Source organism: Paenibacillus wuxiensis, from assembly GCF_040195695.1.
Lineage (GTDB): Bacteria > Bacillota > Bacilli > Paenibacillales > Paenibacillaceae > Paenibacillus_B > Paenibacillus_B suaedae.
Genome location: NZ_JBEFZI010000005.1, coordinates 109,828 through 135,133, shown reverse-complemented (window position 1 = coordinate 135,133; position 25,306 = coordinate 109,828). Strand labels below are relative to the sequence as shown.

18 protein-coding genes and 1 riboswitch are annotated in these 25,306 nt (G+C 46.8%); of the genes, 5 read left to right on the top strand and 13 right to left on the bottom strand.

Going from position 1 to position 25,306, the window contains the following annotated elements:
- Positions 1-206: 206 nt before the first annotated feature.
- Positions 207-4,769, top strand: coding sequence for a S8 family serine peptidase (locus tag ABN764_RS12280; protein ID WP_446672038.1), 4,563 nt, complete (start codon positions 207-209; stop codon positions 4,767-4,769).
- A 164-nt stretch (positions 4,770-4,933) separates the two neighbouring features.
- Here ABN764_RS12280 and ABN764_RS12275 read toward each other — a convergent pair whose 3' ends face one another.
- From ABN764_RS12275 to ABN764_RS12240, 8 genes are all read right to left on the bottom strand, one after another.
- Positions 4,934-6,421 carry a sensor histidine kinase gene (locus ABN764_RS12275; protein ID WP_446672037.1) on the bottom strand — a complete coding sequence of 496 codons (1,488 nt, stop codon included), beginning with the start codon at positions 6,419-6,421 and terminating at the stop codon, positions 4,934-4,936.
- Positions 6,418-7,101: a response regulator transcription factor gene (locus tag ABN764_RS12270; protein WP_174810657.1), complete on the bottom strand. Its 684-nt coding sequence runs from the start codon at positions 7,099-7,101 to the stop codon at positions 6,418-6,420. Before ABN764_RS12270 ends, ABN764_RS12275 begins: the two co-directional genes overlap by 4 nt.
- A 152-nt stretch (positions 7,102-7,253) precedes the next feature.
- On the bottom strand, positions 7,254-8,165 hold the full coding sequence (locus tag ABN764_RS12265; protein ID WP_446672036.1) for an NAD-dependent epimerase/dehydratase family protein: 912 nt from the start codon (positions 8,163-8,165) through the stop codon (positions 7,254-7,256).
- A gap of 3 nt (positions 8,166-8,168) precedes the next feature.
- Positions 8,169-9,398 carry a methyltransferase domain-containing protein gene (locus ABN764_RS12260; RefSeq protein ID WP_446672035.1) on the bottom strand — a complete coding sequence of 410 codons (1,230 nt, stop codon included), beginning with the start codon at positions 9,396-9,398 and terminating at the stop codon, positions 8,169-8,171.
- Entirely contained in the window at positions 9,395-10,483 is a 1,089-nt protein-coding gene (gene rfbG / locus ABN764_RS12255) for a CDP-glucose 4,6-dehydratase (RefSeq protein ID WP_446672034.1), read from the bottom strand. Before rfbG ends, ABN764_RS12260 begins: the two co-directional genes overlap by 4 nt.
- Positions 10,480-11,253 carry a glucose-1-phosphate cytidylyltransferase gene (rfbF, locus tag ABN764_RS12250; protein ID WP_446672033.1) on the bottom strand — a complete coding sequence of 258 codons (774 nt, stop codon included), beginning with the start codon at positions 11,251-11,253 and terminating at the stop codon, positions 10,480-10,482. The genes rfbG and rfbF overlap by 4 nt, the downstream gene beginning before the upstream one ends.
- A 5-nt stretch (positions 11,254-11,258) precedes the next feature.
- Positions 11,259-12,017: a glycosyltransferase family 2 protein gene (locus ABN764_RS12245; RefSeq protein ID WP_446672032.1), complete on the bottom strand. Its 759-nt coding sequence runs from the start codon at positions 12,015-12,017 to the stop codon at positions 11,259-11,261.
- A gap of 211 nt (positions 12,018-12,228) precedes the next feature.
- Positions 12,229-13,341, bottom strand: coding sequence for an SGNH/GDSL hydrolase family protein (locus tag ABN764_RS12240; RefSeq protein WP_446672031.1), 1,113 nt, complete (start codon positions 13,339-13,341; stop codon positions 12,229-12,231).
- A gap of 163 nt (positions 13,342-13,504) precedes the next feature.
- On the opposite strand from ABN764_RS12240, the gene ABN764_RS12235 reads away from it, so the two are divergent.
- The 3 genes from ABN764_RS12235 (at position 13,505) to ABN764_RS12225 (ending at position 15,623) form a co-directional block, all read left to right on the top strand.
- Positions 13,505-13,792: an alpha/beta-type small acid-soluble spore protein gene (locus ABN764_RS12235; RefSeq protein WP_446672030.1), complete on the top strand. Its 288-nt coding sequence runs from the start codon at positions 13,505-13,507 to the stop codon at positions 13,790-13,792.
- A 75-nt stretch (positions 13,793-13,867) separates the two neighbouring features.
- Positions 13,868-14,785, top strand: a complete 918-nt coding sequence (locus ABN764_RS12230) for an NAD(P)/FAD-dependent oxidoreductase (protein ID WP_446672029.1) — start codon at positions 13,868-13,870, stop codon at positions 14,783-14,785.
- A 190-nt stretch (positions 14,786-14,975) separates the two neighbouring features.
- Complete coding sequence (locus ABN764_RS12225; protein WP_446672028.1) at positions 14,976-15,623, top strand: class D sortase; 648 nt, start codon at positions 14,976-14,978, stop codon at positions 15,621-15,623.
- A gap of 156 nt (positions 15,624-15,779) precedes the next feature.
- On the opposite strand, the gene ABN764_RS12220 is transcribed toward ABN764_RS12225, so the two are convergent.
- Together ABN764_RS12220 and ABN764_RS12215 are read right to left on the bottom strand one after the other, a co-directional pair.
- On the bottom strand, positions 15,780-16,841 hold the full coding sequence (locus ABN764_RS12220; protein WP_446672027.1) for a CAP domain-containing protein: 1,062 nt from the start codon (positions 16,839-16,841) through the stop codon (positions 15,780-15,782).
- Positions 16,842-16,970: 129 nt separating this feature from the next.
- Positions 16,971-17,061, bottom strand: a riboswitch (cyclic di-GMP riboswitch).
- A 129-nt stretch (positions 17,062-17,190) separates the two neighbouring features.
- Positions 17,191-22,176, bottom strand: coding sequence for a SpaA isopeptide-forming pilin-related protein (locus tag ABN764_RS12215; RefSeq protein WP_446672026.1), 4,986 nt, complete (start codon positions 22,174-22,176; stop codon positions 17,191-17,193).
- A 300-nt stretch (positions 22,177-22,476) separates the two neighbouring features.
- On the opposite strand from ABN764_RS12215, the gene ABN764_RS12210 reads away from it, so the two are divergent.
- On the top strand, positions 22,477-23,925 hold the full coding sequence (locus ABN764_RS12210; RefSeq protein ID WP_446672025.1) for an alpha/beta hydrolase family protein: 1,449 nt from the start codon (positions 22,477-22,479) through the stop codon (positions 23,923-23,925).
- A gap of 159 nt (positions 23,926-24,084) precedes the next feature.
- Here the strand turns inward: ABN764_RS12210 and ABN764_RS12205 are convergent, their stop codons facing one another.
- From ABN764_RS12205 to ABN764_RS12195, 3 genes are read right to left on the bottom strand one after another with little or no spacing between them, the layout of a single operon-like run.
- On the bottom strand, positions 24,085-24,360 hold the full coding sequence (locus ABN764_RS12205; protein ID WP_139295376.1) for a hypothetical protein: 276 nt from the start codon (positions 24,358-24,360) through the stop codon (positions 24,085-24,087).
- A 59-nt stretch (positions 24,361-24,419) separates the two neighbouring features.
- Positions 24,420-24,596, bottom strand: a complete 177-nt coding sequence (locus ABN764_RS12200; protein WP_446672024.1) for a hypothetical protein — start codon at positions 24,594-24,596, stop codon at positions 24,420-24,422.
- A 20-nt stretch (positions 24,597-24,616) separates the two neighbouring features.
- Complete coding sequence (locus tag ABN764_RS12195) at positions 24,617-25,276, bottom strand: TetR/AcrR family transcriptional regulator (protein WP_083545220.1); 660 nt, start codon at positions 25,274-25,276, stop codon at positions 24,617-24,619.
- Positions 25,277-25,306: the final 30 nt, after the last annotated feature.

The window sequence follows — 25,306 nt, the reverse complement described above, 5'->3', positions numbered from 1 at the left end:
CTATAATACTATTTTTCTATATTGAACCTCTTTTAATAGGCCAAAATACCCATTTTTAAACTATGAATCGTGAGGTAAAATAGTCACTAACCTTAGTGGAAACATATGGGTCATATTACTTTTATAAGGGGGTCTGAATTCAGATCGTTTGCATCATTGATAGAGCGCAGGCACAGCACTAACCATTTCAAAAGGGAGGTTGCAGCTTGAAATTACATACGATACGTCGAAAATTAGCGGGAATCCTTAGCATCGCCATGGTAGCCGCCATGCTATTCCCAGCCTCATCACACACTTATGCGCAAGAAATTACTTCGAAAGAACAGGTTATACCAAAGGTCAATTCCAACCTGTCTCCACAGCTCCAACTTCCTGGCCAACCCGAATCACCAACCAAAACAGGCAACAACTTTGTTCCTCAGTCCGACAGCAATAAGCCGATAACCGTCATCGTCGAATTAAACACAGAACCCCTAGCCTTATCCCAAGCGGAGCAAGGGCAAAGCTTTGCTCCTTCCGCTGACGATCAAGAAAAGAAAATTAAACTCGAGCAAAACACCTTTAAATTGCAAGCCCGGATAAACTCGAAAGCGGTAATCCGCCATGAGTATACGGCCGCACTCAATGGATATTCGGTGAGCATTCCAGCTAATGAAGTGGATCGCTTAGCGAAGCTTCCTAACGTGAAAGCCATTTATCCAAACTTGGAATATAATATACCTGTTGACGACGGGGGTGTATTCAAGCCACTTATGGATGTAAGCGCTCCCTACATTGGTACGAAGGTATTATGGGACATTGGCGTCACGGGTGCTGGCATTAAGGTTGGGGTTATAGACACAGGTGTCGATTATAACCATCCTAGCTTAAAGGATGCCTTTAAGGGTGGTTGGGACTTCGTTGATAACGACAGTGATCCGATGGAAACCCGCCCTGATCTTTCGAAGCTGCCTAGAAACGGAAAGCCATACCATACATCACATGGAACTCATGTAGCCGGCACGATTGTGGGTCGTGGCGACCCTAACAACCCGAACGGCAAGACTGGATGGGTCAGAGGCATCGCTCCTGGCGCTGACTTATATGCATACCGGGTACTGGGACCATACGGCAGTGGATATACAGAGAATATTATTGCTGGTATTGATAAAGCAATTAAAGATAAGATGGACGTCATCAACCTGTCGCTAGGCGGAACATTCAACAACGCTTATACGGCTGATTCAGTGGCCGTCAACAATGCAGTACGCGCTGGTGTAACCGTTGTAATGGCAGCAGGCAACGAAGGTCCTAATTCTGGAACGCTTGGCTCGCCTGGCGGAGCTCACCTTCCAATATCCGTAGGAGCTTCTACACCTCCAATGATTACACCTTTCTTCCAGGCTCCAGGCATTCAACAATTGCTGTACGCCAAACTGTCTACGCATGCACCAGAAATCACTGATAAGAACACATCATTCGAGGCGGTATATGCCAACCTCGGCAAGCCTGAGGACTACAAATATATCAAAGCATCCGGCAAGCTTGTGCTCGTCTCGCGCGGCGATATTAGTTTCCGGGACAAAGCAATAAATGCAGCGAAGGCTGGAGCTGCAGCGCTTATCATTTTCAACAACGAACCTGGGGAGCTGGGAGCAACTCTTGAATTACCAGATCAATACGTTCCTACCTACACCCTCTCACAAGCTGCGGGTCAAGCACTAAAGAGAAACATTGATAAAGGGATAACCACGGTTACCTTTGATACCGTACCAGAGGAGGATCTATTAGCGGACTTCAGCTCCCGCGGGCCTCTTCTTCCGGACTATATGATTAAACCAGACATCACTGCTCCAGGTGTTGCGATACGTTCTTCCGTACCAGCGTGGGATGGAGACTATGCGTCGAAAGGCTACGAAGCTAATAATGGTACAAGTATGGCCGCCCCACACATCGCTGGCGCCGCTGCCCTGCTGCTGGAGAAGTATCATCACAAGATAGAAACAGACGAACTGAAAGCTCTCTTGATGAATAATTCTAAAACCATAGAAGACCGCGATCATAGATTATACTCCGTAACCGAACAGGGCGCTGGACGAGTGGATCTCAATCAAGTTATTCAAGCTACAGCCATTGCTCTCGTTGAAGCAACAACCAATGCAACAAGCGATGGCCAAAGTATCCCGTATGAGACAGGAAGTGTATCTTTTGGATTGGTTCCAGCAGGCACCCACTCCAAAGAAATTGTCGTTAAGGATATTGCAAATACGGATCAAACCTATACAATCAGCAGCTCCTGGAGCGGAACAAGCAAAGGTATCAACCTGCAGTTCACCTCGAATACGGTAACTGTACCCGCAAATGGTTCAGGAAGCCTACGGGTTAAGGTAACGGTTCCAGAAAATACTACCGGCAGCTATGAAGGCAGCATCACCTTAACTGAGCAAACAACCCATCACCAGCTGCACCTTCCTGTCAGCCTGTTTGTTGGGGATAACTATGGAATTGCACCAATTACAAACCTTACTGCGGATCCTATGTACTTCTCACCAGGCGGCAAATTTTCTCCTGCTCAGACAGCAGATGCTTATTTCGATGTAACAACAGAACTGGCTGATTTCAAGATTTCAGTAACAGACGCGGTATATGGAACATACATGGGTGATTTTTATGACAGCCAAGGCAAACTTCACAAGCCGGGTGTCTATGGATATCGGAATTGGAATGGAACGGTATGGAAAGACGGGAAAGCTGTCTCCTTGCCGGATGGGCGGTACGAGTTCACTCCATCTATCAACGATAAGAAGCTTGAAGACCAGAAATCATTTTTCGTTATTGATCGCGAAGCACCGGAATTTACTCTGGATGATCCCCCTCTTATCAGGAACCAAGAGAATCCAGGCACGGGATTTATCCGAGGGGAAATTACGAAGGACTTATTCAAAGATTTATTCCCTGACAAGATTAATGAATATATTACCACAGTTGCATTTGATCGATTGGACAAGCAGCATATCGGCAAGATGAACAGTGATGGAACATTTGCAATTGAGGTTCCGTTGAATCCAGGCAGCAATGAATTCATTCTAATGATATATGACGCTGCAAAAAATGGTTTTGGGTATATTGCTGAGCGTATCGTGTTCGACAATAAAGATATCGTCTATGCGGGAAGCAGCAGCTCTAAAGTGCCGACTAGAAATCCATTTGACGTCAAGATCAATTATTCCGTTACAGAAGCTGTATACTCTGCTTCATTCAGTCTTACTTATGACAGCCAGGTAACGTTGTTGGGTGTGGAACCAAGCGTTACGATGGCTACTTATCAAGATAAGCACTATCCAGGTACGCCTCTGATCATTAAAGAGGATAGAGTTGAAGAACCTGGAGGCAAGATCAGATTGAATTACAGCGTCAGCCTAAGTGGGGGGGCGTCTGAGAAAGAGGGCGATATTGCAACGCTCGTCTTCTCTGGCAATCAAGAAGGAACTTATGGGTTTAACCTTGAAAATGTGCAGCTGTATAATGAGAACAACGAATTAATTCCAATAGACAAGGTCTTATCTTCTAAGATAGAAATCGCCAATCCATCCGAGCCGAATCCAGGGCCAGGGCCGGATCCAGGACCAGATCCAAGTCCAGGGCCAGCTCCGACTCCAGGGCCAACGCCGCCAGTTTCATCTTCTTTATCAGGGGGTTCTGCATCTTCAACTGCGCCTGTTCAGGTTCCATCAGGCAAGCAACTGAAGGCGGGATCACTGACGGAGACGAAGAAGGATGGAGTTGCAAACGCGGTGTTCGCGATAAATGCAGATGCCGTGAAAAAGCTGCTGCAGGACAAGGACGCCAAGCAGGTTCAACTCGATATTAGCGATGTTCGCATGAAGGAATACGGTGAAGTTGCGTTCACGCTGGACAAGTCGACTGCGATGCAACTGCAGGATTCAGGCAAGGACTTGCTCCTGTCAGGAACTGAATTTGATATTATCATCCCGAATAAATCGGCAGCTGATCTTATCGGCTCGAACGGAATTGAGCTTGTGCTTTCCCTGTCTGACCACAAGGATAAAGGGTTCGCAAAAGAGCGTGGCGAAGCTACCTACACCTCTCCAAAGCTCACCATCCGCGGCCCTAAAGATGCGAAGAGTGTGACGCTTGGGATTACACTCAAGCTGACAGATGCCGCGAAGGATACTCGCAGGGCAGGTGTCTATGCACTCGCGCAAGATACGGCTAACACTTGGAAATACACATTGGCAGGAACACAAGCGGCCGACAAAAAATCGGTCACGTTCGAAGCAACTCAATACGGTACCTATACCATCGCAGAGCATGTAAGACCATTTAGCGATATTGCTGCACATTGGGCGAAGGATGAAATCGAAGTAATCGCCGCCCATGACCTGCTGCATGGTAAAGACAGCTTAGACACGTTCAAACCGAACGATGTCATTACTCAGGCTGAATTTGTCTCCTTGCTTGATCGCTTGACGAACAACGGCAAGACATGGGAGCAGCGAATTGCTGAGCCTGGGGCACGGAATCCAATCACACGCGAGAAGCTGGTCGTCTTGCTAGCGCAAGCACTACAGACCGATCTCTCCCAAGCGAATGCATCACTTGGGTTCAAAGATGAGGCTCGTATTTCACAAGATGCGAAGGCTGCCGTTGCATATGCAGTCAGCAAAGGGCTCATCAAAGGTTCTGATGACAATACGTTCAATCCGACTGGAACTTCCACTCGTGCACAAGCAGCTATCATTTTGTATCGTGTACTGAATCAGCAGTAAGCTTAGCTCCCCAAACTCAAGAAGCAGAATTCCTACGCACTTCACGGAGGATTCTGCTTCTTTTTTTCATAGAATTAATCATTATCAGTCCATCCTGCCGCTACTGAAGCTCAATAAGCAGGGCAAGTTAGATAATCAACCAATAAGCCCCGTCCAATATCCATTTACCGAGGCAGCCATACCCGAAATGTACTGCCCTCGCCTATTCGGCTAACAACGTCTATCGTTCCACCATGTGCTTCAACAATTGATCTCGTAATAGCCAGACCTAGTCCGGAACCTCCTCTTTTGCGATTCCGAGAAGATTCGCTGCGATAGAATCGATCGAACAGATAAGGAAGATGCTCAGGAGCAATACCCAACCCATTGTCAGAGACGGATAGCTGAACTCCATTCTCCTTATTCATACCCTCGACGTGAATGTGCCCTAGTTCTTCATCCGTATGTTGAACCGCATTATGCACCAGATTGAGCACGACCTGCTTCATCTTATCGGAATCTTGCTTGCATAACAGCTGAGGCTCTAGCGTAATCGCCACCGTTCTCTTCCCTGCCAGCATTACTAGCTGCGGTTCCATGCTGCGAATGATTTCATCGAGAGATCCTTCAACCAGTTCAATGGAGGGTGCCCCATCTCGATCCAGCTTCGCCAGCAGAAGCAAATCATGAATCAGCTTACTTAGCCGCTCCGACTCGCTATGCATGCTTGTTAATGCCTTATGCAGCTGTTCGGGATGCTGGGCCGCCCCACGAAGCAGAACCTCTAGAAATCCATGGATCGAAGTCAGCGGTGTACGAAGCTCATGGGATGCATCGGCAACGAAGCGTCGCATCTGCTCCTTCATCTCGCGTTCCGCATCGAAGGAAGTCTCTAGCCTCTCCAGCATGCTATTGAAGGAATCTGCTAGACGATCCACCTCAGATTGCCCCTGCGCGGTGGAGAAGCGCCGACCCAGATTGCCTGCATCAATTTGTTCAGCTGTATTCACCATTGCTGACAGCGGTCGCAGCGTCCTTCGGATAACTGGAAGCAGCACAATTACCCCTAGTAACATCGCTATAGCCGCTATCATGAGGAAAGTAAGCGTCTGCCCCATGAGCAAGTCGTTAAGCGGTGCCGTTGGCGCACTAATCTGCACCGTCCCTATTTCCCTGCCAGGAGCTGATAAGACGGGATGCAGTACAACCAACTGTTCTTTTCCGTTCGAATCATTTGCAATGTGGTAGGATGGATTGCCCAGAGGAGCCCTTCTTGCCTTCTCATACTCCTCAGCATTCAATTGTACGGTGGCAAGTTCACCTTGCCCATTCGGCAGTGAATGATAGTCCCCTGCTTGATCAATGAAGGCCACATGGGTATCCGGCATAAGCAGCATCGGCATTGAGGGTTCGGGTACACGCTGTCCCGACTGTTCAAGCTGACGATGATACTGTCCCACCCGCTTCCAGACGAATCCAGGAATGCTCATTGCATGACTTTGAAGGCTCGCTGCTTTATTCTGATACACAACCTCGCGCATAAATATATACTGCAGCATGCCGACGATCACCAGCAAGATAGCAATGACAAGCAAAGAACGATACAGCAATTGGGTACGTAGTGAATACAAGTTTACGATCCTCTCTAGACCGGAACGCCATCGATTCCTCATGGGATATCTACCCGATAACCAGCTCCACGCAACGTTCGAATTAACTGATGTTCCTTGTCGTTCAACTTTTCCCGCAAAGATCGGATATATACCTCGACAATATTGTCCTCTCCCCCAAAGTCATAACCCCATACCCGATCCAAGATGACAGACTTGCTCAATACCACGCCACGATTCAGCACGAGGAACTTGAGCAGATCATACTCCGTTGGCGAGAGCGCCAGCACACTACCGCTATACTTCATTTCCTTGCGCTTGTCATCGATCACGAATGGCCCTACCTGCACATCCCCGAACATCGTCGGGAACTGATTGCGAATCCGTGCTTGAATTCGTGCCAATAGCTCAGCGAAGCTGAATGGCTTGACCATGTAATCGTCTGCCCCCAGATTCAAGCCCTTCACACGGTCATCCACCTCATCCTTCGCCGTAAGCATAATAACCGCCACATCTTCTGACTTCTTCAGCATACAGCACACTTCATACCCGTCCATCCCCGGCATCATCACATCCAATATAACGACATGAGGCTGGAACTCGGTAAATCGGGCTACGGCAGTCACACCATCCTGTGCAGCCTGCACATCAAACCCCTCATTTACCAAACCCAGCTCAAGAAATTGTAAAATATTCGGTTCATCATCTACGATGAGAATTCGAATCCCTCTGCTCCGATACATCCACGCCTCTCCCTCACTGCTGCGATATATTCCCTGTTCCTTCTATTATCCTATTATTAGCTGAAATACAGCTGAGTGTTCGCTTAAAATTTATTGAGGCTGCGCGAATGCATGGAGTCCATTCACTACTACGATAAATCGATCAAGTGAATTTAGCGAATATCCTTCTGGATGTTCCTATACCATTCGATCGTTTCGTCTATTCCTGCCGACAAACTATACTGAGGCTGCCATCGCAATTCCTGCTTCAAACGCCCAGCATGAGCGCCAACATACAAGGGTTCATCTACGGGATCAGGGAGTGCCCCGAATCGAAGCAAACGTTCACGCCCCAACTTCTTGGCAATCATCAGGGCGATCTGCTTTACCTGAACCGGCTTCCCTGAACCGATATTCAATGCGCCCTCCACCTTGCTGAAGAGAAAAGACACCAGCGCATCCGCCACATCCTTAACAAACAGAAAGTCTCGATACTGCTTGCCTAGTGAGCAAGCCGCCTCTCGTCCATCCAGCAGTGAACGAATGATGGAGGATACGAGACGGTTCCCTTGCTCATAAGGGCCATATAAATGAAAAATACGTGCCCAGCCGCTGCTTATCCCCCGTTGTTCCGTATAAGACCCCAGCCAAGCACGCAGCGAATTTTTGCATACCGCATATAAAGTCTTCTCCGATAATGGAGAATTGACCTCTGACAATAATCCCGATGTCCATTCATATTCAGCACAAGAGCCAGCAACGATTAATCTTTGTCCTCCGCTTTGAATAAAATGATCAATAAGCGTCTTGCTGGATTGCATCCAGTTATAGTTGCTCAGAGAAGTATAGCATTGCGGCGGAATCGCATCCCAGGCAAGGTGAATAAGGTGTGTCGGTCTTACCTGTTCGATAAGGGCCTTCACTTCTTCCTCATCCCATAAATCTATCTGATGCCACGTACAGAAGAGATCCGCTCTATGCGCTCTCCGATATATAGCATGGACGTCGTACCCTTCCTGGAGCAGGATCTGAACGACGAAGCCGCCGATCCACCCACTGCCGCCTGTAACCAGTATTTTATCCATCCTTCACACCACTTCAATCTCTGGAACAAGGATGACGAATTTACCGCCCCATTCTCGGATATAAGCGCACTGTCCCATAATCTCTTCTTTCAAATTCCAAGGCAGTATAAGCACATAATCTGGACGTACTCGCTTCAGCTCCTCGGGACTGCGAATAGGAATTCGCGAACCAGGCAAATACAACCCCTGCTTATATGGATTCTGATCCACAGTAAATGGAAGCCATGCCGTGTGGAACCCGCAATAATTAAGCAGCGTATTGCCCTTCGCCGGTGCCCCATAACCTGCCACCAGCTTGCCTTGATTGCGAGCTTCCATCATGAATCGGATAATATCCTCCCGCATCTGTTCTACCTGCTGGGCGAACGCGGTATATGCCCGCCAGTCGTGCAGTCCGTTCTGCCGTTCCTGTTCCAGAACCTTCTGCACAGCTGCTGCAGCCAATCTGTCCTTGTCCTCATGCATGACATACAAGCGCAATGACCCCCCATGTGTAGAAAGTTCTTCTACATCTGTTACTTGGAGGCCATGCATGGAGAATAGCTGTTGAGCCGAGAACAGGGAGAAGTAAGAAAAGTGCTCATGATATATCGTATCGAACTGCTTATATCGAATAAGATTGAGCACATGCGGAAATTCAATCGTAATGGTTCCCTCCGGATGGAGCAGCCGCTTCAGACCAGCGACAAAATCCTGTACGTCCGGAACGTGAGCCAGCACATTGTTCGCTACGATTAGATTCCCGCTAACCCCCTCCTCCTTAACGAGCTCTTCCGCCAGCCGTTGTCCGAAAAACTCTGCCTTCGTTGGAATTCCCTTATCTCTCGCAAGTTGAGCCACATTGCTTGCTGGTTCTATGCCCAGTGTCCTTATACCCTGCTGATGGAAATACTGCAGTAAATAACCGTCATTGCTCGCAATCTCGATGACCTGTGAATCACCGTTCAGTTGAAATCTGCGAATCGCCATGTCTGTATATTGTTCTGCATGCTTCAGCCAACTCGTAGAATAGGAGCTTAAATATAAGTAATGCTTGAATATACTAGCCGGGCTCGCGAACTGATCAAGCTGTACGAGACAACAAGTATCACATACATACGAATGGAGCGGATAATAGGGTTCGGCATCTCCCAATTCCTCTGGTGTTAGGAAGGCATTTGCAAGTGGAGATTGTCCTAAATCGACAAAGGTGTGCACAAGCTGTGTACCGCATATCCGACAAGGTGAGTTCATTTGCCTTCTCTCCCTCCTTCTCTGCGAACATAGTCGACGATCTGCCGCTCTGATAGCACTCTAGCGTTCATTCCTGCACGATACTGCTGATGCCAGGAGATCGTCCATGCTACAGCCTCCTTGATAGACAACTTCGGATGCCAGTTTAATAGCTGTGCAGCCTTGTTGCTATCCAGAGATAGTCTAGGCGCTTCATAGCGAGAGGCTACCTGTTCTAGCACCACTTGTATGTCTACCTGCCAGATCTCTGCTGCCATTTGAATGATATCTTGAACGGTTGTGTCTGGCTGTTCCAGCGGCCCGAAGTTCCATCCATCTGCGTACTGCGGATGATCCCACAGCTTCTCCGCGAGAAGAAGATAACCGTGCACGGGTTCCAACACATGCTGCCACGGTCGTACCGCGTTCGGGTTCCGAACAAGTAGTGATTCAGAGGCGGAACAAGTTCTTATTACATCCGGCAGAAGACGAGATTCTGTCCAATCCCCGCCGCCAATGACGTTACCTGCCCGAACGGACGCCATTCTAGGCCCTTGACCATCCTCGCTGCGAAAATAGGAATCTCGATAGCTTGCTGCAATGATTTCGGCACAAGCCTTACTAGCACTATAAGGATCATGACCGCCTAGCGGATCTTCTTCGCGAAATGGAAGCACCGATTCTCCTGTATTGCGATAGCACTTGTCGCTCGTTACATTGACTACAGCACGAACGCTAGCTGTATGACGAACCGCCTCCAGCAGATACACCGTTCCCATTGCATTCGTGTGAAAGGTACTTACTGGATGTTCATAGGACGCTTGTACGAGCGGCTGTGCAGCCAAATGGAACACAATCTCCGGCTCGTGCTCCGACATCACCTTCAGCAGAGCTGAATAATCATTCACATCATCAATAACGGAGTGCACACACACTGCTTGAATATCGGCAGCATCATACAGATTCGGCTTCGTACTCGGTGGTAAGGCGTATCCAACAACCTCCGCACCCATCAAGGACAGCCATATCGTCAACCAGGATCCCTTGAAGCCCGTATGTCCCGTAACAAGAACCTTCTTTCCCTGCCAAAAAGCTTCATTGATCATGCCTGCCACACCTTCCACGGCGCTTGTCCCCGTTCCCACAAGTCCACCAATTTCTTCTTATCCCGCATTGTGTCCATCGGGTGCCAGAAGCCATGATGCTCATAAGCCATAAGCTGCCGCTGGCGTGCTAGTTCGGTTAAGACATCCGTCTCCCATACGGCAGCATCATCTAGAATATATGGGAACACGTCAGGCTCCAATACAAAGAAGCCTCCATTTATCCAGCCGCCATCCCCTGCAGGCTTCTCTGTAAAATCAATGACCTGCTGCTGCGCCAAGGTAAGCGAACCGAATCTTCCTGGGGGTTGAACTGCCGTTACTGTCGCATATTTGCCATGGGATTGATGATACGCAATCAATTCAGCAATATTTACATTACTAACGCCATCTCCATAGGTGAGGCAAAAGGTAGAGTCGCCAACATACGCTTGAACTCGCTTAATCCGTCCTCCCGTTTCTGTCCCCTCACCAGTATCGATTAGTGTAACCTTCCACGGAACAGTATTGTCCCCATGATAGTCAACAGTGTTACTACCCATATCTAACGTGAAATCCGTATGCCGCATATAGTAATGGATGAAATATTCTTTGATGGCGTGCCCCTTGTACCCCAGACAAATGATAAACTCACGAATTCCATAATGGCTGTACAGCTTCATAATGTGCCACAGTATCGGCTGGGGGCCAATCTCGATCATCGGCTTCGGCTTGACCTGCGTCTCCTCACCAATTCTCGTTCCGTATCCGCCTGCAAGTATGACCGCCTTCATACAGCTCACCTCCATAGACGCTGATAATCAGGATGATGACTTAAATCGGTCGCTTGATTCACATAACTGTTATATCTCCGCTCTAATTCTTCGCGGGTAACGAGATGCTGTAGCCCCATGCTTCGATAAATACTGCCTTCCGAAAGGGTTGGTCCAATCTGTAACTTTCGAAGCCGTGTTTCCTCTGTCCATGGGCTATAGAAAAACTTGATAACAATGGCTGGATACGGATTATCATTGAAGGGGTAATCGATAAACGAATGGGAAGAGAAGTGCCTTCCTGGAGCATAATTACCCCGAGAGTACTTATGAATGAATCGGCCGGTATCAGGCAAAATAAAACCATGATGGCGCTGCTCTACTAAAGGCTTGGCTGGATCCGGTTCATCATAGCCGTAGTTAGGGTCATCGATTAGCATAATCGTACGAAGAGAGTACATACTGCTGCCCATCTCATCCAGCGAAGAAAAGAACTTATTCTTATCAGGGAAGCATAGAAATTCCGTTGTATTCAACGCCATTTTCCAGCCCATGCACTCTTCCTCGATTTCCATGACCTCTATATCAACCTGTTCTGCGTCAAATGTAGGGACTTTGGAATCTCGAACCTCCCAATGGGGAACCAATTTTCGGCATATTTCAACAGAGCGATCCGTCGAGCCTCGGTTGATGAGAACTCCATGATCAAAAAGTGAAGCATGATGCTTCAGCCACCAAGGCAGTAAATATTCCTCATTGTAGAAGTGAGAGATTACGGTTCTCATGTTTTCCATACCTCCTTTTCCTATTACTATATGAATCTCAAATAATAGAAGCCTCTCATAATCGTTCCTACATACATACCTTTTTTCATCGTAATTGTCCGCTTCTGCTTCTTCCATCAACGCTAATACGATAAAAAAGGCGGCCCTTGGTTGGGCCACCTCTGAATCATTCCGTATGCAACTAGTTCCCTGCTTATTGTGTAAGGCTATGTTAAGATTTGCTTGCCAGTATTTCTCGCAGTACTGGCTCCAGTCCATCTGCCATCTGCACAAACCCTAGATCGGTAGGATGAGTGCCGTCCACGAAGCATTCAAGAGCATGCTGCGGAAGAAGCTGTTCACCATCACAGAAGTAGATATGACGATCCCCTGCTTGCCGCAAGGATTCCACTAATGTCATCTGCATGTGCTTGCGCACTTGATGCAGTCTGGAGTCGTCCTCATCGAAGCGTGTGAAGGAGAATGCAAGTCTCGATAATATAAGAATCGGTACTTCTGGATGCGCTTCCCGATAAATCCTTACGAATCGCGGCAGTGTCTCCGCATATCGTTCTGGAGAGACGCTGTTCGCTTCGTAGTCCAGAATAAGACAAGCTGGATCGGATATAGATGCAATAATATGAGCTAGCTCGGCCTCTCCTTTTCCATGGCCAGAGAAGCCTAGGTTAATGAATTCACGATTGATTCTTCGACTAAGAATGTTCGTGTAACACATTCCAGGACGCATGGCGCATGCCCCTTGAGTGATGGAGGTTCCGTAAACAATAACCTTGCCTGGATCCTCATAGGCAGGCGGGGACTCCACGATGGCATCCCTTTTCAACCCGACCATAATCTCCTCTACCCCTTGATACAGCGGGAAGTTCAGAACGACAAGCCTTTTCTGTGCTTCATCTCGGAAAAATAGGACAGACTCATACTCAGAATCTCTAGGATTCCATCCTGCCGTCGTACTTCGGTAGTGGAGATGTCCATCCGCTTCCACATAGCAATCGAAGCCGCACTGCCCCGTCGCCGACATATGATACATGTCGTGTGGGCCAGATAACTTCACCCGCAGGAACAGCTTCGAAGAGTCCGTCACGAAGCGGATCTGACCGCCTGCTGTATGATTCGCCAGCCATTCGACCCCCTCTGGAATCTTATGTTCGGGCGAGATGGGGAGTCGCCGATATCTTCCCTCCATAGACAGCCAGTGGAATCCAGCAATGGCAAACGGTGCTTCAAGCGGCGAATGCCAGACCACATCGGATGTGTTCGTCCTCTGCTGCTCCACAGTCAACTCTGCTTCCTTCACTTGTACATCTTGATATTCCGAATCCATTTGCAAGCTCCTCTCGAATGGTGTGCTTACCCAAACAGACACTTACTCACTGGATTAATTCTCCATAGTATTTTCCTACTCCTCTTCATTTCTTACATAATTTCGATTGGGAGGGGGAATGTATGGAGAGTATCTATTTTGAAGACACAGGAGGAACACCATTATGTCCCGAAGAAGTCGTCGAAAGCTGCTTGTTACAGGTGCCGAGAACAGCGTCAATGCTTTTAAAGCCGAGGTCATGCGCCGCGAAGGATTTGCAGTAGATCCGAACCGGCCGAATGATGTCAAATATGAGGTAGCTAAGGAACTGGGTGTGCCGTTGCAAGAAGGTTACAATGGACAGTTGTCAACGGAAGATGCAGGCCGCGTTGGCGGACGAATTGGCGGCACGATGGTGCGGGAGATGATTCGCCTTGCTCAGGAGAATTTAACGAGGCAGCAGGGAAAATAAGATAAGATCTCTTCCTTGGCATGCCAGGCATTATTTCATGAAATAATCATTCAGAAACGGTAGGAGTGTCTGCTTATGTGCTATGAGAGCATTATTATTGGTGGCGGCATTGCCGGGCTGCAAGCTGCCATTCAGCTGGGGAGATACCGACACCGCGTGCTGGTGATCGATAGTGGTTACGGCAGATCTACGATATGCCGTTCCTACCATAATGTGCTCGGATGGCCTGAGGGAGTGTCCGGTACTCAGCTTCGTCTTTTGGGTAAACGGCAGGCCTCATCGTTAGGCATACATCTGCTTGAAGATACCGTGACGAGTCTCGCTCCTAATGGCGAGCATGGCTTCACCGTGACGACAACAGAGAACGGCCTCTTCACAGCAAGTACACTCCTGCTCGCCACTGGAATCATGGATCGGCTTCCATCCTTGCCCAATCTCATGCCCTGCCTAGGCCTTACGGTGTATGTATGCCCTGATTGCGATGGCTATGAAGTGACCGATCGACGAACCATTGTGCTTGGTTCTGGCCCTACCGGAGCTGATATGGCACTGATGCTATTGTATTGGACTCGCGACATCGTCTATGTGAATCACGAGCAGAAGCCCCTCTCTGCTGATCAAATGCACCAATTGGACGCACAGCAAATTGAAGTAATTGAAGCACAGATTGAAGAAGTAGTATGTAAGGGAGAAGGTATCTTCAGTGGCGTGAGACTTTCCGATGGAAGGATCATTGATGGAGAGCGTGGATTTGTTGCCTTCGGAGGCAATGAGGTGAAGTCCTCCCTCGCAGAGCAGCTTGGGATAGAGCGGCATGAAAATAAACACATTATGGTGGATCCACGTACGAAAATGACCAATGTTCCCAACGTATGGGCGGCAGGAGATGTGTGTGTGCATTCGGAACAGGTTACGATTGCGATGGCGGAAGGTTCACAAGCTGCCATTTGGATGCATAAAGCAATCCTTCAGCAGGCTTCCCCTAAGGAATGATCTTTGTCACCTTAAACTACTAACGTCACCTTCAAGCAATTTCTTACTGCAATTGAGTTTGGGGGTTCGTGGGGGTTCGCTGGCTTGCTATCCGATTCCACACGAAACCGCACCTACCATCATGGTGGGTTATGGAAAACATATTGCTGCATACGGTACAATAGAGGCACAGACATAGTGCGTTAAGGGGGTGCCTCTTATTACGAAGAAGAATCAAATCCTGTCCAGATTGCTCGGTGTCACGGCTCTATTGTTTCTCTTTGCTGGGTTAGCTCTTATCCTATATCCGAAGTGGAATCAATACAACGAACAACAAAGAGAGCTTCGGCTTCTTACTGAGTGGGACAACTTGCCGCAAGACAGCATTCAAGTAACCTCCAAGACACAAACCGATTCAACCACACCAAAAAAACAGGAGCCTAAATCCATTGACGGTCTCCTTGTATATGGGGCAATATCGATCGACAAAATCGATCTGCGAGAACCTATGGTAGAAGGAGCCACACCTGCTTCTCTCAAGGCTGGAAGTGGAATCGTTGTCCCCGGCCGAATGCCGGGCGAGATCGGCAACTTTGTATTGGCGAGCCATCGCAGTCTGACATTCGGCAGACACTTCAACAGACTCGACGAGTTGAAAAAAGGCGATAAAGTTCAATTAGAAACATCAGATCAGACCTACACGTATACGGTGCAATCGAAATCCGTCGTTACCCCAGAAGATCTGTCCGTTCTCGATCAGAATCCAACGGATCGGGAGTTGACACTCATCACCTGTGATCCAATCGACACAGCCACACACCGGCTTATTGTGAAGGCTGTCATGGAGAAGACTCCGTAACGCCGCAACAATCAAAGGCGCCTTCAACACCACTGTCTCTGTGGGGTTGAAGGCGCCTTTTTTCATGCATGTTCTTACCTATTTGGGGGTTCTCCAAGTCTCGAAAATGACTTGGGACATGGACATCCCCTTCTGTCACATCGATACCACGGCCTGCTAGCTTCGTGGTGTATAGAAGTTTTCCGTGTAGTAGACTTTCGATTTACCTCCGAAAAATACGCCCACACCCATTCGCGAATAATCTCCTAAAATGTTAGCACGATGCCCTTCCGAGTTCATCCAGTTCTCATGAACGAAGATGGCACTCGTCTGGCCGGCGGCAATATTCTCTCCTGCGGACTTATATACGATTCCGTCTGCCTTTATTCGATCGAACGGCGACTTGCCATCCGGATTATTATGATCGAAGAAGCTTCTTTCTCCCATATCACCACTATGCTTGCGTGCTGTTCCTGCGATTTTATCGTTCCATTGCAGCGGCTTCTTGCCATTGCGTACGCGAACTGCGTTCGTTAAATCGAATATTTGATGTTCGAAGCTTGTCCGCAATTGCTCGCTAGGCGTTCCGAAGTAGCCCTTGAACGACAATTCCACAGCTTCAGCAATAAATTGGACAGCTGTTACCGTGCCGCGCTGATTCAAATCATAGAACACCGTCGCATAAGCGTCGCCCACCTTGTGCATACTGTATGCTCCGCCGTTATCCTTGTAATTGTAGATGGTATTCCCTTTCTTAATTCGGCTGATAGAAGACCCGTAGGCTGCTGTGACTTCCTGCTTCGTCGAACCAAATCCAATGCTTCCATAATCATCTTTAGCATTCGAGTATAGAGCTACAACTTTCTTGTTGAGCACACCGACCTGCACATATTGCTTATAGTCCTTGTTATAAATGTACCAATCGAACCCGTACTCGCTTACGTCTTTGCGTGCTGGTTGTCCCAGTCGCTCGAAGAGCTGCTTCTCACTCATTCCGAGCGAAATGCCCTGAATCTTGACTCCTGCCGCCTGTGGCACATTCATCAATTCCGATGCAGCAACTCCGCTTCCGCTTGTTTCATCCGCTGCATAGAGGGTTGGCTGTGGCATGAACATGCCGAACAGCAATGCAGCACTAAGCCCTATTGCAATTCTTCGCTTGCTGCCTACCAATGATTGTTTTTCTTCTACTTGCCAGTTTGCGTTGTTGTCAGTCGTTTCCGTACAACGTGTCCGCATCCTTACCATCTCCCATTCTTTGACGTTATCCGCTCGAATGAGATGAACACCAGGGGCGCTTCTTGTATATACAAAAAAAGCGCCACCCTAATGGCGGCGCACTTAAATAGACGCTCGTATTGTCGCAATTAGGGCAACCCGGCTGTCATCGCATTGTGTAAATGCATTAGACCCGTGGCTTTGCGTCCCCTGCTTTCGCGAGGGTTTGCCATTATCCAAATGTAACAGTTATATGTCTATGGTAACATGCAACAGAACTGCTTGTACACTCCTGAACGATTGTAATCTTCTGTATGTGGACAGAATAGTAGACTAACCGCCAAGGAACTCTCCTTGGCGGGTCATCATATCAACGTCTTACAAATAATCGCTTCCGAGCAATCCACATGAGTGCTGCGGCAGTAATGAGAATCATACCGACGATTGGCGATACAGGCGCTTCTTCACCAGTTTGCGGCAGCTTGCTGCCCGGCTTAGGATTCGGCTTCTTCGAATCCGTCTTGCCTCCTAGATCTGCAGCATCAGGATTTCCTTCATCATCCTTGTCACCGTCTGGATTGCCCATGCTTCCATCCGGCTCCGTCGTATTTCCTGTATCGGGATCTGTCGTCTCACCAGGTACCGTAGGCTGATCAGGGTCAGTCGTCGTTCCAGGCGTTGTTGGCGTCTTTGGATCTGTAGGATCGACGATCTGCCCAGGGATCGTTGGAATGTTCGGATCTGTCTTAGGAGGTGTCTTGTCGCCTGGCTTGCTTGGCTCCCACGGTTCGTAAGGATCCGTCTTGCCCCCTCCCCCTCCATCGGTATAACGAACATTCTCGACCGTAACGACAGTCAACTGCCCTCTCGTAATTTCGAACCCATTCAATGTAGTGTTGCGAATATAACCGCTTGGAGCCTCTGTTTCCTCGAAGAAGTATTTCCCCGGCTTCAAGGCTGGAAGGGATGCTTCTCCGTTTGTATCCGTCGTTAAGATCGGAAGCTCTGCTCCTGACTCATCTTTAACCGGATGCTTCTCCGTATCCAGAAGGCGGAACTTGGCACCAGACAGCTTTTTCTCTTTATTCTCATAAGCAATCTTAATAAGCCTCACTGAACCCGTTGGCGGCAAATCAAGTGTGTTACGTACCATGATTACTGCTTCCTTGCCGGCATTCACATCAAACTCGATTAATTCCGTGTTCAACACATATCCGACTGGCGCCTTCGTTTCTTCTGCATAATACTTGCCCGGATACAGGTTCGGAATCGTGATTTCGCCATGCTCATTCGTGATTAGCAACGGCAATTCCGCGCCTGCTTGATCCTTGACTGGCTGCTTATTCGCATCCAGCAAACGGAACTCCGCACCTGGCAATTTCCTTTCTTCGTTGGCTGCATCAACTTTAACCAACTTAGCAGTTCCGGTCTTAGGCGCTTCAGGCTCACGTGTATTCGGTACCTTCACTTCAGCTACTGCCTTCTTGCTTACTGTGAATTCGAATAAATCACCGTTCAACACATACCCTACCGGTGCCTTCGTTTCTTGCGCGAAGTATTGGCCTGGATTCAGATTTGTAATGATTAATTGACCATGTTCATCCGTTACCAACTGTGTCAATTCTTTGCCTGTTTGATCCTTGGCTGGCTGCTTATGTGCGTCAAGGATACGGAATTCTGCACCAGGGAGTGTTGTATTCGTGCCTGCCGCCACTTTAATGACTTTCACCGATCCTGGAACCAGTTTGTTCAAGACGGTAACCGGTGTGTCCGTTCCGTTCTTGACTTCAACTGTAATCGGCTGAGTATTGAGCACATACCCTTCTGGCGCTGTCTTTTCTACTAAATAGTAGGTGCCGCTCTTTAAATTTTCGAAGTTCAGGATACCATCTGCAACAGTTTGCTTCGTAGCAATGATATTTCCTTTCGCATCTTTAAGGACAAATTCCGCACCAGAGAGCAACGCACCGCCAGCTTCATCTTTCTTAGTTACAGTAATGGAGCCAGGAAGTGGTGTGTTCTCAACCGTACGTGTTGCTAATGTTGTCTGATCCTTTTTAATCTCAAATTGTATTGGCTTTGGATTTGAATCCAACTTATATCCCTCAGGAGCCCTTACCTCAATAAGTTGGTATTTGCCTCCGGGTTGGAGTTCTTTCAGCCTAAGCTTCCCGTTTTTATCCGTCTGCTCATCCGTTCTACCAGGAACATCCTGATACACGTCATGTTCATCCTTTAATTGAAGCTTGAAGATGGCACCCTGCAGCCCCTTGGATGGATAATCCGCATCGACCTTGGTCAACTCGAATTCCCATACGCCTTTCGTGTTTTTGATGACTTCTATTTGTCCCTTTTGAGTAAATGTGATCGAACTCCATCCATCGCCCTGGAGTATATAGCCATTCGGCGGGTTAACTTCTTTAAGCATATACTTTCTAAATCCCTTATTCGTAAAAGTTGCTTTACCATTCTTATCGGTAACAACTTTATCTAATAGGATTGTCCCTGATTGATCGTATAGTTCGAATTCGACACCTTCAAGCTTAATGTTTGCATTACTAGAATCTACTTTACTAATAATTAAATCGCCGCGACCTGACGGATAAGCCCCGCCTCCCGCTCCGGAAAGGCGAACTTGAATCTTCACTTTGTCTTGGCCCTGATCCACAACGTAGCCGTTCAAGGACACATCGTTAGAGATTGTTTCCCCATTTTCTGCATCAATGTAAGACTGATACTCCAATTGATATGCTGTTTCCAGATCATCCTTAAACGTAAGCGTAAAGGTTTGACCACTGATCTTAAGATCTGCAACACGATCCAATGGTTCAACAAGCTTTTCTTTCCCCATCGTCACAGGATTGAGCTTATAAAGCCGAATAGATGTCTCAACCAACTTATGACCGGCAGATAAGGTATCTGTTAGAACAGCACCTTTCCCGATGTAAGATTGGCTGCGATTAATATATACCTCCCACAATGCGATATCGGAGTTGACTCCTTTACCTTGCTCGCCTTTTTTATGCACGAATTCTCCACCCAGCTTAGGACGAACCTCAGCGGATTTCTTGAACAAAGATTGGTTAGGAGAACTTTTCTCATATAAGGCTGCATCATTAGTGTAGATTTCTCCAACGGATTTCCCCTTCAAACTTGTCTCGTACGTAATGCGATAAGCAGAATGGATAGGATTTTTCGTAAAGGCAACTTCGAGACCTTTTTTCCCAATTTCATTTAACTCTGTAAAATCAAACTGTTTGAATTCCGGCCCTAATTTAACTCCATTTTTCTCACCATTTAGCTCTAATTCATTGACTTTCAAGGAACCTGCCACAAAATCTTGACCTGCTGAGTAAAAATCCCGAACGACTGCCTCATTGATCTTATTGAGATTGTAGTTAATATCAATTGTCCAAGTAATTATTTTTCTCTCTGGATCATAGTCTCCTTTTTTGTCTCCGTTATCGACGGTGTAAGTATCGGGCGTGGCTGAACCTTTGCCCTCGATATAAACAATTTTCGAATCTTTTTCCGTCCAATCCAGTAATCTAGCAGTATTTATCTCTTCTTTTTTGAATTTATTCGGATCAAACCTCGTTACATACGTGATTTCATGCTCCGTAGTAAGCTTATTAATAGTAATTTGAAACCCAGTACCAGTACTTGTTTCTTTTACGGAGTAATCCTTCCCCTTAACTAGAACATTCCCCGTACTTACTTCCTTAATCTCAAATCGATCTTCTACAAAGGTCAATACATCTTTATTGAAAATATCCTCTATCTTAATCTGGTGCATCGTATAATTATCAGAATTTATTTTCAACGTCCAAGTAATTTCTTTCTTGTTGAAATTCACAGCTCCATCAGATTTACGGAAGATTACTTGATCAATGTTCTTTTTCGTGCCCGCAGTAATACCACCATGCATTTCTACATCGTTCGAAACATCAAACTTCCCATCAACACGAGCGATAGACTTTGTTTTGTACTGGATTCGATACGCGCTGTTAATTGGTTTCGTGAATTTCAGTTCAAATCCCTTAGTCTTATCAAGAGCCTCAACCGCAACGATGTAATCCTTGCCTTTGTCAAGAGTGGACTTAACTGTGGCGTTTCCTGAACTGTCGATCGACATTTCTTGCACAATGAATGATGCTTCATCCAATTTTTGAAGATGAACCGTATCAAAAGTATCTTTTATCCATGCGTTCTGTTGTTCAAGGGCCTGTTTGTTGTAGTTATACTCAATTTGCCACGTAATGGTTTGCGTATTTGAATCATATCCAGTTGCTTTTTTGGTAAGCGGCTTGTTAAATAGAATGCTCACTTTTTTGGTTGCCTCATAAGGCTTTGGAAGACCATCAAAAGTAAAAGTCGCTTTGTTTGTAAATTCTTTTTCGTAATCGTTGCCTTTATCGGTATATCCAGAAAAATCAATGATCTTGGTAGTGTATTCTACAAGATAAGCACTATCAATATCATGAAACTCGATTTTCAATTTTGACTTATCGGGAATGATAGTAAAATGTTTAACTTCGTCCCCTTTCTCAGCAGCTTTTCCATCACGGCGCACATTGATTTCATAAACCTTAACGGAATTCGAATCAAGTTCTAATCCTGCTTGAATATCATCTTCCAAAATGGCATTAGTCACACTCTTACTGTTCCGATTAACCTCAATACTCCAGTTAATTGATTTCGGATTTTTCGGCTGGTTAGGAGCCCCGAATTTCGCTATATCATTTTCATTTTTGCTCTTGAAATTAATTACAAAAGCAAAACCGATATCATCAAACTTTATTTCTTGCTTTGTTCCTCCATCGAATTTTGCCTCGTCAAATAACCTCCAGACTTCAAAATGCCCTGTCAAACCTTGGCCATTATTGATCATCTCGTTGAACGTAAACGTTATTTGTCCGTCAGTAGTGACAAAGTAAGTCCCAACAACCCCGGAATCACCTGTAAGTTCACCATCTTTTTCACTATCTACTCCAAATTTATCAGGCAACCGGAACGTAAATGTAGAATCTTTTCCATAGTTATGACCATTTTGCAGTTCCCAGTTAAATTTTATTTTTATCTCGGAACCTATTTCCGGGCGAATCTCCGTAATATCACGGTCACCCTTATCCAATAGGGTCACACCCGTAATTATATTTTCCTTAATTTTTCCATAAGTTGCCTTCGTCACACTAGGGGCATTGCCGTAAGTCGCATCTGTCACACTCTGCGCTGTACGATTAGAACTATCATCTAGCAATCCATCAAATGCACTCACCATAGTAGGTGGGAACACAAGATTTAATAGCAATGCAATTACTAAAAATACATATAAGGTCTTTCTACGTTCTTTCATGTCTCGTAACATTCACCTCTTCAGCTTTAGTTCGAGCTTCAACTTCATTTCCCGTAATCGGTTAATAAAGTGCAGCTCCCCCCTTCCTTACCGGCTCTATGTATAGGCTGCTTCTGCTTCAACGATTAGGCGAGAGTCTACTTACACAATAATCCATGATTCTGAACAAAAACTGAAACATACGCGGTTCACTCTTTAAACGAATTTTAAACGAACGATCGACCTCTCCTTAATCTTCACCCTTTACGCTCAATAGACAGAGGCAAATACGCTCTGAAGAACGGGAGGAATAGGAACGTTATGCGGCTCTATGAAATATTGCTGGCTTTCTCTTGCTTTGCATTATTGATAAGTACTCTATTTACACGCAAACTGCCCCGGCTAACCGGCATCGTAGCCAGTACAATCAGCATGTACATTCTCACGCTGCACTTGTGGCAAGAGGGTTATCGATGGCAGATGTTCGGCGTGTACAGCCTAACTATCGTAGTAACGGGGAGTCTATGTTGGAAAAGTATACGATCATCTAGCACGTTCAATCTGTGGAAATCTGTGCGCTATACTTTATTTGGCCTATCCTGCGTCGTAATCACATTGTCCGCCTTGTTGTCATCATGCTTGCCTGTTTTTCAGCTGCCGAAACTGGAGGGCCCCTATCAAGTAGGCACATTTACGATGTCGCTAACGGATGAAGGTCGAGAGGAGATCTATACGGAGAATGGTGGAGATAAACGTAAAATCCTTGTGCAATTCTGGTACCCCGCACAAGTAGATAATGTGCAGAAGACCGTACCTGTCTTTCCTGAGGATCCAAAGATGCTCGCGTCCTATAAAAAGGGATTATCATCATTTATCAGGCTCCCTGAACCGATATTCGATTATTGGAAGTACATCCGCAGCAATGCCTATGAAGAAGCAGCAGTACAGCCTACTTCCGTTCCCTATCCATTAATAATCATCAATCATGGAATGGGGACAACCCGATTGCTTCATGTGTCTCAAGCCGAGCAGCTGGCCAGCCACGGTTATATTGTCGCTTCCATCGACCATCCGTACAGCACAGTAGCTACAGCTTTTTCAGATGGCACAAATACAGACTATCGAACTACTTTCAACATGGATAATTTCTATACGGTAGGCAAATCCATCGGAACTGTATGGACGGAGGATGTGAATTTCGTCATTCGTCAGTTGGATGGCTTGAATGCTGGTCACATGCCAAGCCCACTTACGGGTGCCATCGATATGGACAAGATTGGTATCCTGGGCCATTCCTTCGGGGGGGCGACCGCATTTAACGTCTTGAACACGAACCCCCGCGTCAAGGCGGCGGTCAATATGGATGGCTCTCTCTATGAATTAGACATCAATAGACTAGCCGACAAGCCCGCCCTGTTCCTGAAGGCTGATAAGTTCACCGAGATGAAGGAGCAGCAGCGCAAGGGGCTTATTACAGATGCGAAGATGAGCAGAATCATTGCACAAGAGCTTGCCATCATGGAGAAAGTAAAGCAGCACGGTGGAAGCATCATTCAATTGGAAGGTGCGAAGCATTATAATTTCACCGACCTGCAGCTCTATTCGAATCTTCTGCAATACGCCGGTATTACAGGAACAATCGATGGGTACAGAGGGGCATCTGTCGTCAATCACTATGTTCTGGATTTCTTCAATAAGAACCTGAAGGGTACTGGCGGAGCGCTGATGAAAGGCGCCAGCAGTGAATATCCCGAAGTTACGTTTCATTGATACACAATAGTAATGCTACTAGGCCGAGAAAGGCAGTCTTCCTTCCCTTCCCGGCCCCAGTCTAATGAAGATAAAAAATCAATTACAGGGTAAGAGTTCGATTTAATCATAAGTAATATACCGACGGTTGGTATCTATTTGTGCAAAAAAAAAGTTATTCTACCCCTTACTTGAAATTCGGCGGACATTCCATACATTGATACCTGCAACCACAATTCCGGAGCCGAGCAAGCTTAATCCCCATCCCGTCTGACCAAGCCCAAGTACGACTCCTCCTACAGTCAGCAGCAGCAGTCCGATACCACCACTTATTATAGCACCTCTGTATGCCGCCTTCCGAGATGGGTGTGCAGCTTGATAAGCCTGATTCATTGCTCTCTTGTAGGTGCTGTCAGACAGCCTCTTCGTTGATTCAAGCAGCCTCTTATTTCTCATTTTCACGCTCTCCCCATCTCCAATTTCTTCCTTATCTTCATCACAGGCACCCCTCATTCTCACTTTGCAATTCCTAAGTTAATAACTGCACTTGCTAAAGCACATACGCCAAACAGAACCGCCCAGTTTGCCCAAGTGCTTGTATCGCCACGCCGCTTGCTCAGCACGAGTCCGATGATTCCCGCTATTAGAACCACACTCGCGATGACAGATCCAACTATAAATCCTACATGCATTTGCAATGTCATCTCCTCTTTCACTCTACATTCAGGAAAGCCCCCATGTTCTTGTATTGCTCCATCGCTTTCTGAATCAAGCTGTCGCTGACAACATCCACGCCTAATTGCTTCATCATTAGCTGCAGAAATTGGAGACGTCGAATGGTTCCCTCGATGTCTCGCATGAACAGTACCGGGTTCATCCATACGTTCAACAGCAGCAAGAACACTTCTGCGCATTCATCGGGATATTCCGTCCTAATCGATCCATCTTCCATCCCTTGCTTCATAATAGAAGCAAGCTGCTTCGCATCCTGCAGTACGCAATCCTTGATCCCATTTACGACAAACTGTGGATTATGGATCTGTGAGCATAGGAGAGCATCAAGAGAGTGCGCATCGTGATCGACTGCAAGAGCTTCCAATAGGGAAATGAGCTTCTCGCGGGCATTCGGTGCTTGAGTACTCTGTATTAAGGTCTGGAACATGTCTGCTGCACGATCTGAGCGCTGGTTCATAACCGCCTCCAAAATCTCTTCCTTGGACGTAAAGTGATGATAGATCGCTCCCTTGGACATTCCTACTTCATTAATAATGTCTTGAATACTCGTTTTGTCATAACCCTTTTCCATGAAGAGTTTTGCAGATACCGCCATAATCTGCTCCAGCGTCTGTTCTGGATATTTGTTTCTTGCCATACTGTTTTCCTCCTCCATTTTAATACCGAC

Coding starts and splice junctions, on each gene's coding strand:
- ABN764_RS12230 (WP_446672029.1), top strand. CDS start 13,868: ATGTGCTATGAGAGCATTATTATTGGTGGCGGCATTGCCGGGCTGCAA.
- ABN764_RS12240 (WP_446672031.1), bottom strand. CDS start 13,341: ATGGATTCGGAATATCAAGATGTACAAGTGAAGGAAGCAGAGTTGACT.
- ABN764_RS12235 (WP_446672030.1), top strand. CDS start 13,505: ATGTCCCGAAGAAGTCGTCGAAAGCTGCTTGTTACAGGTGCCGAGAAC.
- ABN764_RS12215 (WP_446672026.1), bottom strand. CDS start 22,176: ATGAAAGAACGTAGAAAGACCTTATATGTATTTTTAGTAATTGCATTG.
- ABN764_RS12210 (WP_446672025.1), top strand. CDS start 22,477: ATGCGGCTCTATGAAATATTGCTGGCTTTCTCTTGCTTTGCATTATTG.
- rfbG (WP_446672034.1), bottom strand. CDS start 10,483: ATGATCAATGAAGCTTTTTGGCAGGGAAAGAAGGTTCTTGTTACGGGA.
- ABN764_RS12260 (WP_446672035.1), bottom strand. CDS start 9,398: ATGAACTCACCTTGTCGGATATGCGGTACACAGCTTGTGCACACCTTT.
- ABN764_RS12245 (WP_446672032.1), bottom strand. CDS start 12,017: ATGAGAACCGTAATCTCTCACTTCTACAATGAGGAATATTTACTGCCT.
- ABN764_RS12200 (WP_446672024.1), bottom strand. CDS start 24,596: ATGCATGTAGGATTTATAGTTGGATCTGTCATCGCGAGTGTGGTTCTA.
- ABN764_RS12270 (WP_174810657.1), bottom strand. CDS start 7,101: ATGTATCGGAGCAGAGGGATTCGAATTCTCATCGTAGATGATGAACCG.
- rfbF (WP_446672033.1), bottom strand. CDS start 11,253: ATGAAGGCGGTCATACTTGCAGGCGGATACGGAACGAGAATTGGTGAG.
- ABN764_RS12265 (WP_446672036.1), bottom strand. CDS start 8,165: ATGGATAAAATACTGGTTACAGGCGGCAGTGGGTGGATCGGCGGCTTC.
- ABN764_RS12275 (WP_446672037.1), bottom strand. CDS start 6,421: ATGAGGAATCGATGGCGTTCCGGTCTAGAGAGGATCGTAAACTTGTAT.
- ABN764_RS12205 (WP_139295376.1), bottom strand. CDS start 24,360: ATGAGAAATAAGAGGCTGCTTGAATCAACGAAGAGGCTGTCTGACAGC.
- ABN764_RS12220 (WP_446672027.1), bottom strand. CDS start 16,841: ATGCGGACACGTTGTACGGAAACGACTGACAACAACGCAAACTGGCAA.
- ABN764_RS12195 (WP_083545220.1), bottom strand. CDS start 25,276: ATGGCAAGAAACAAATATCCAGAACAGACGCTGGAGCAGATTATGGCG.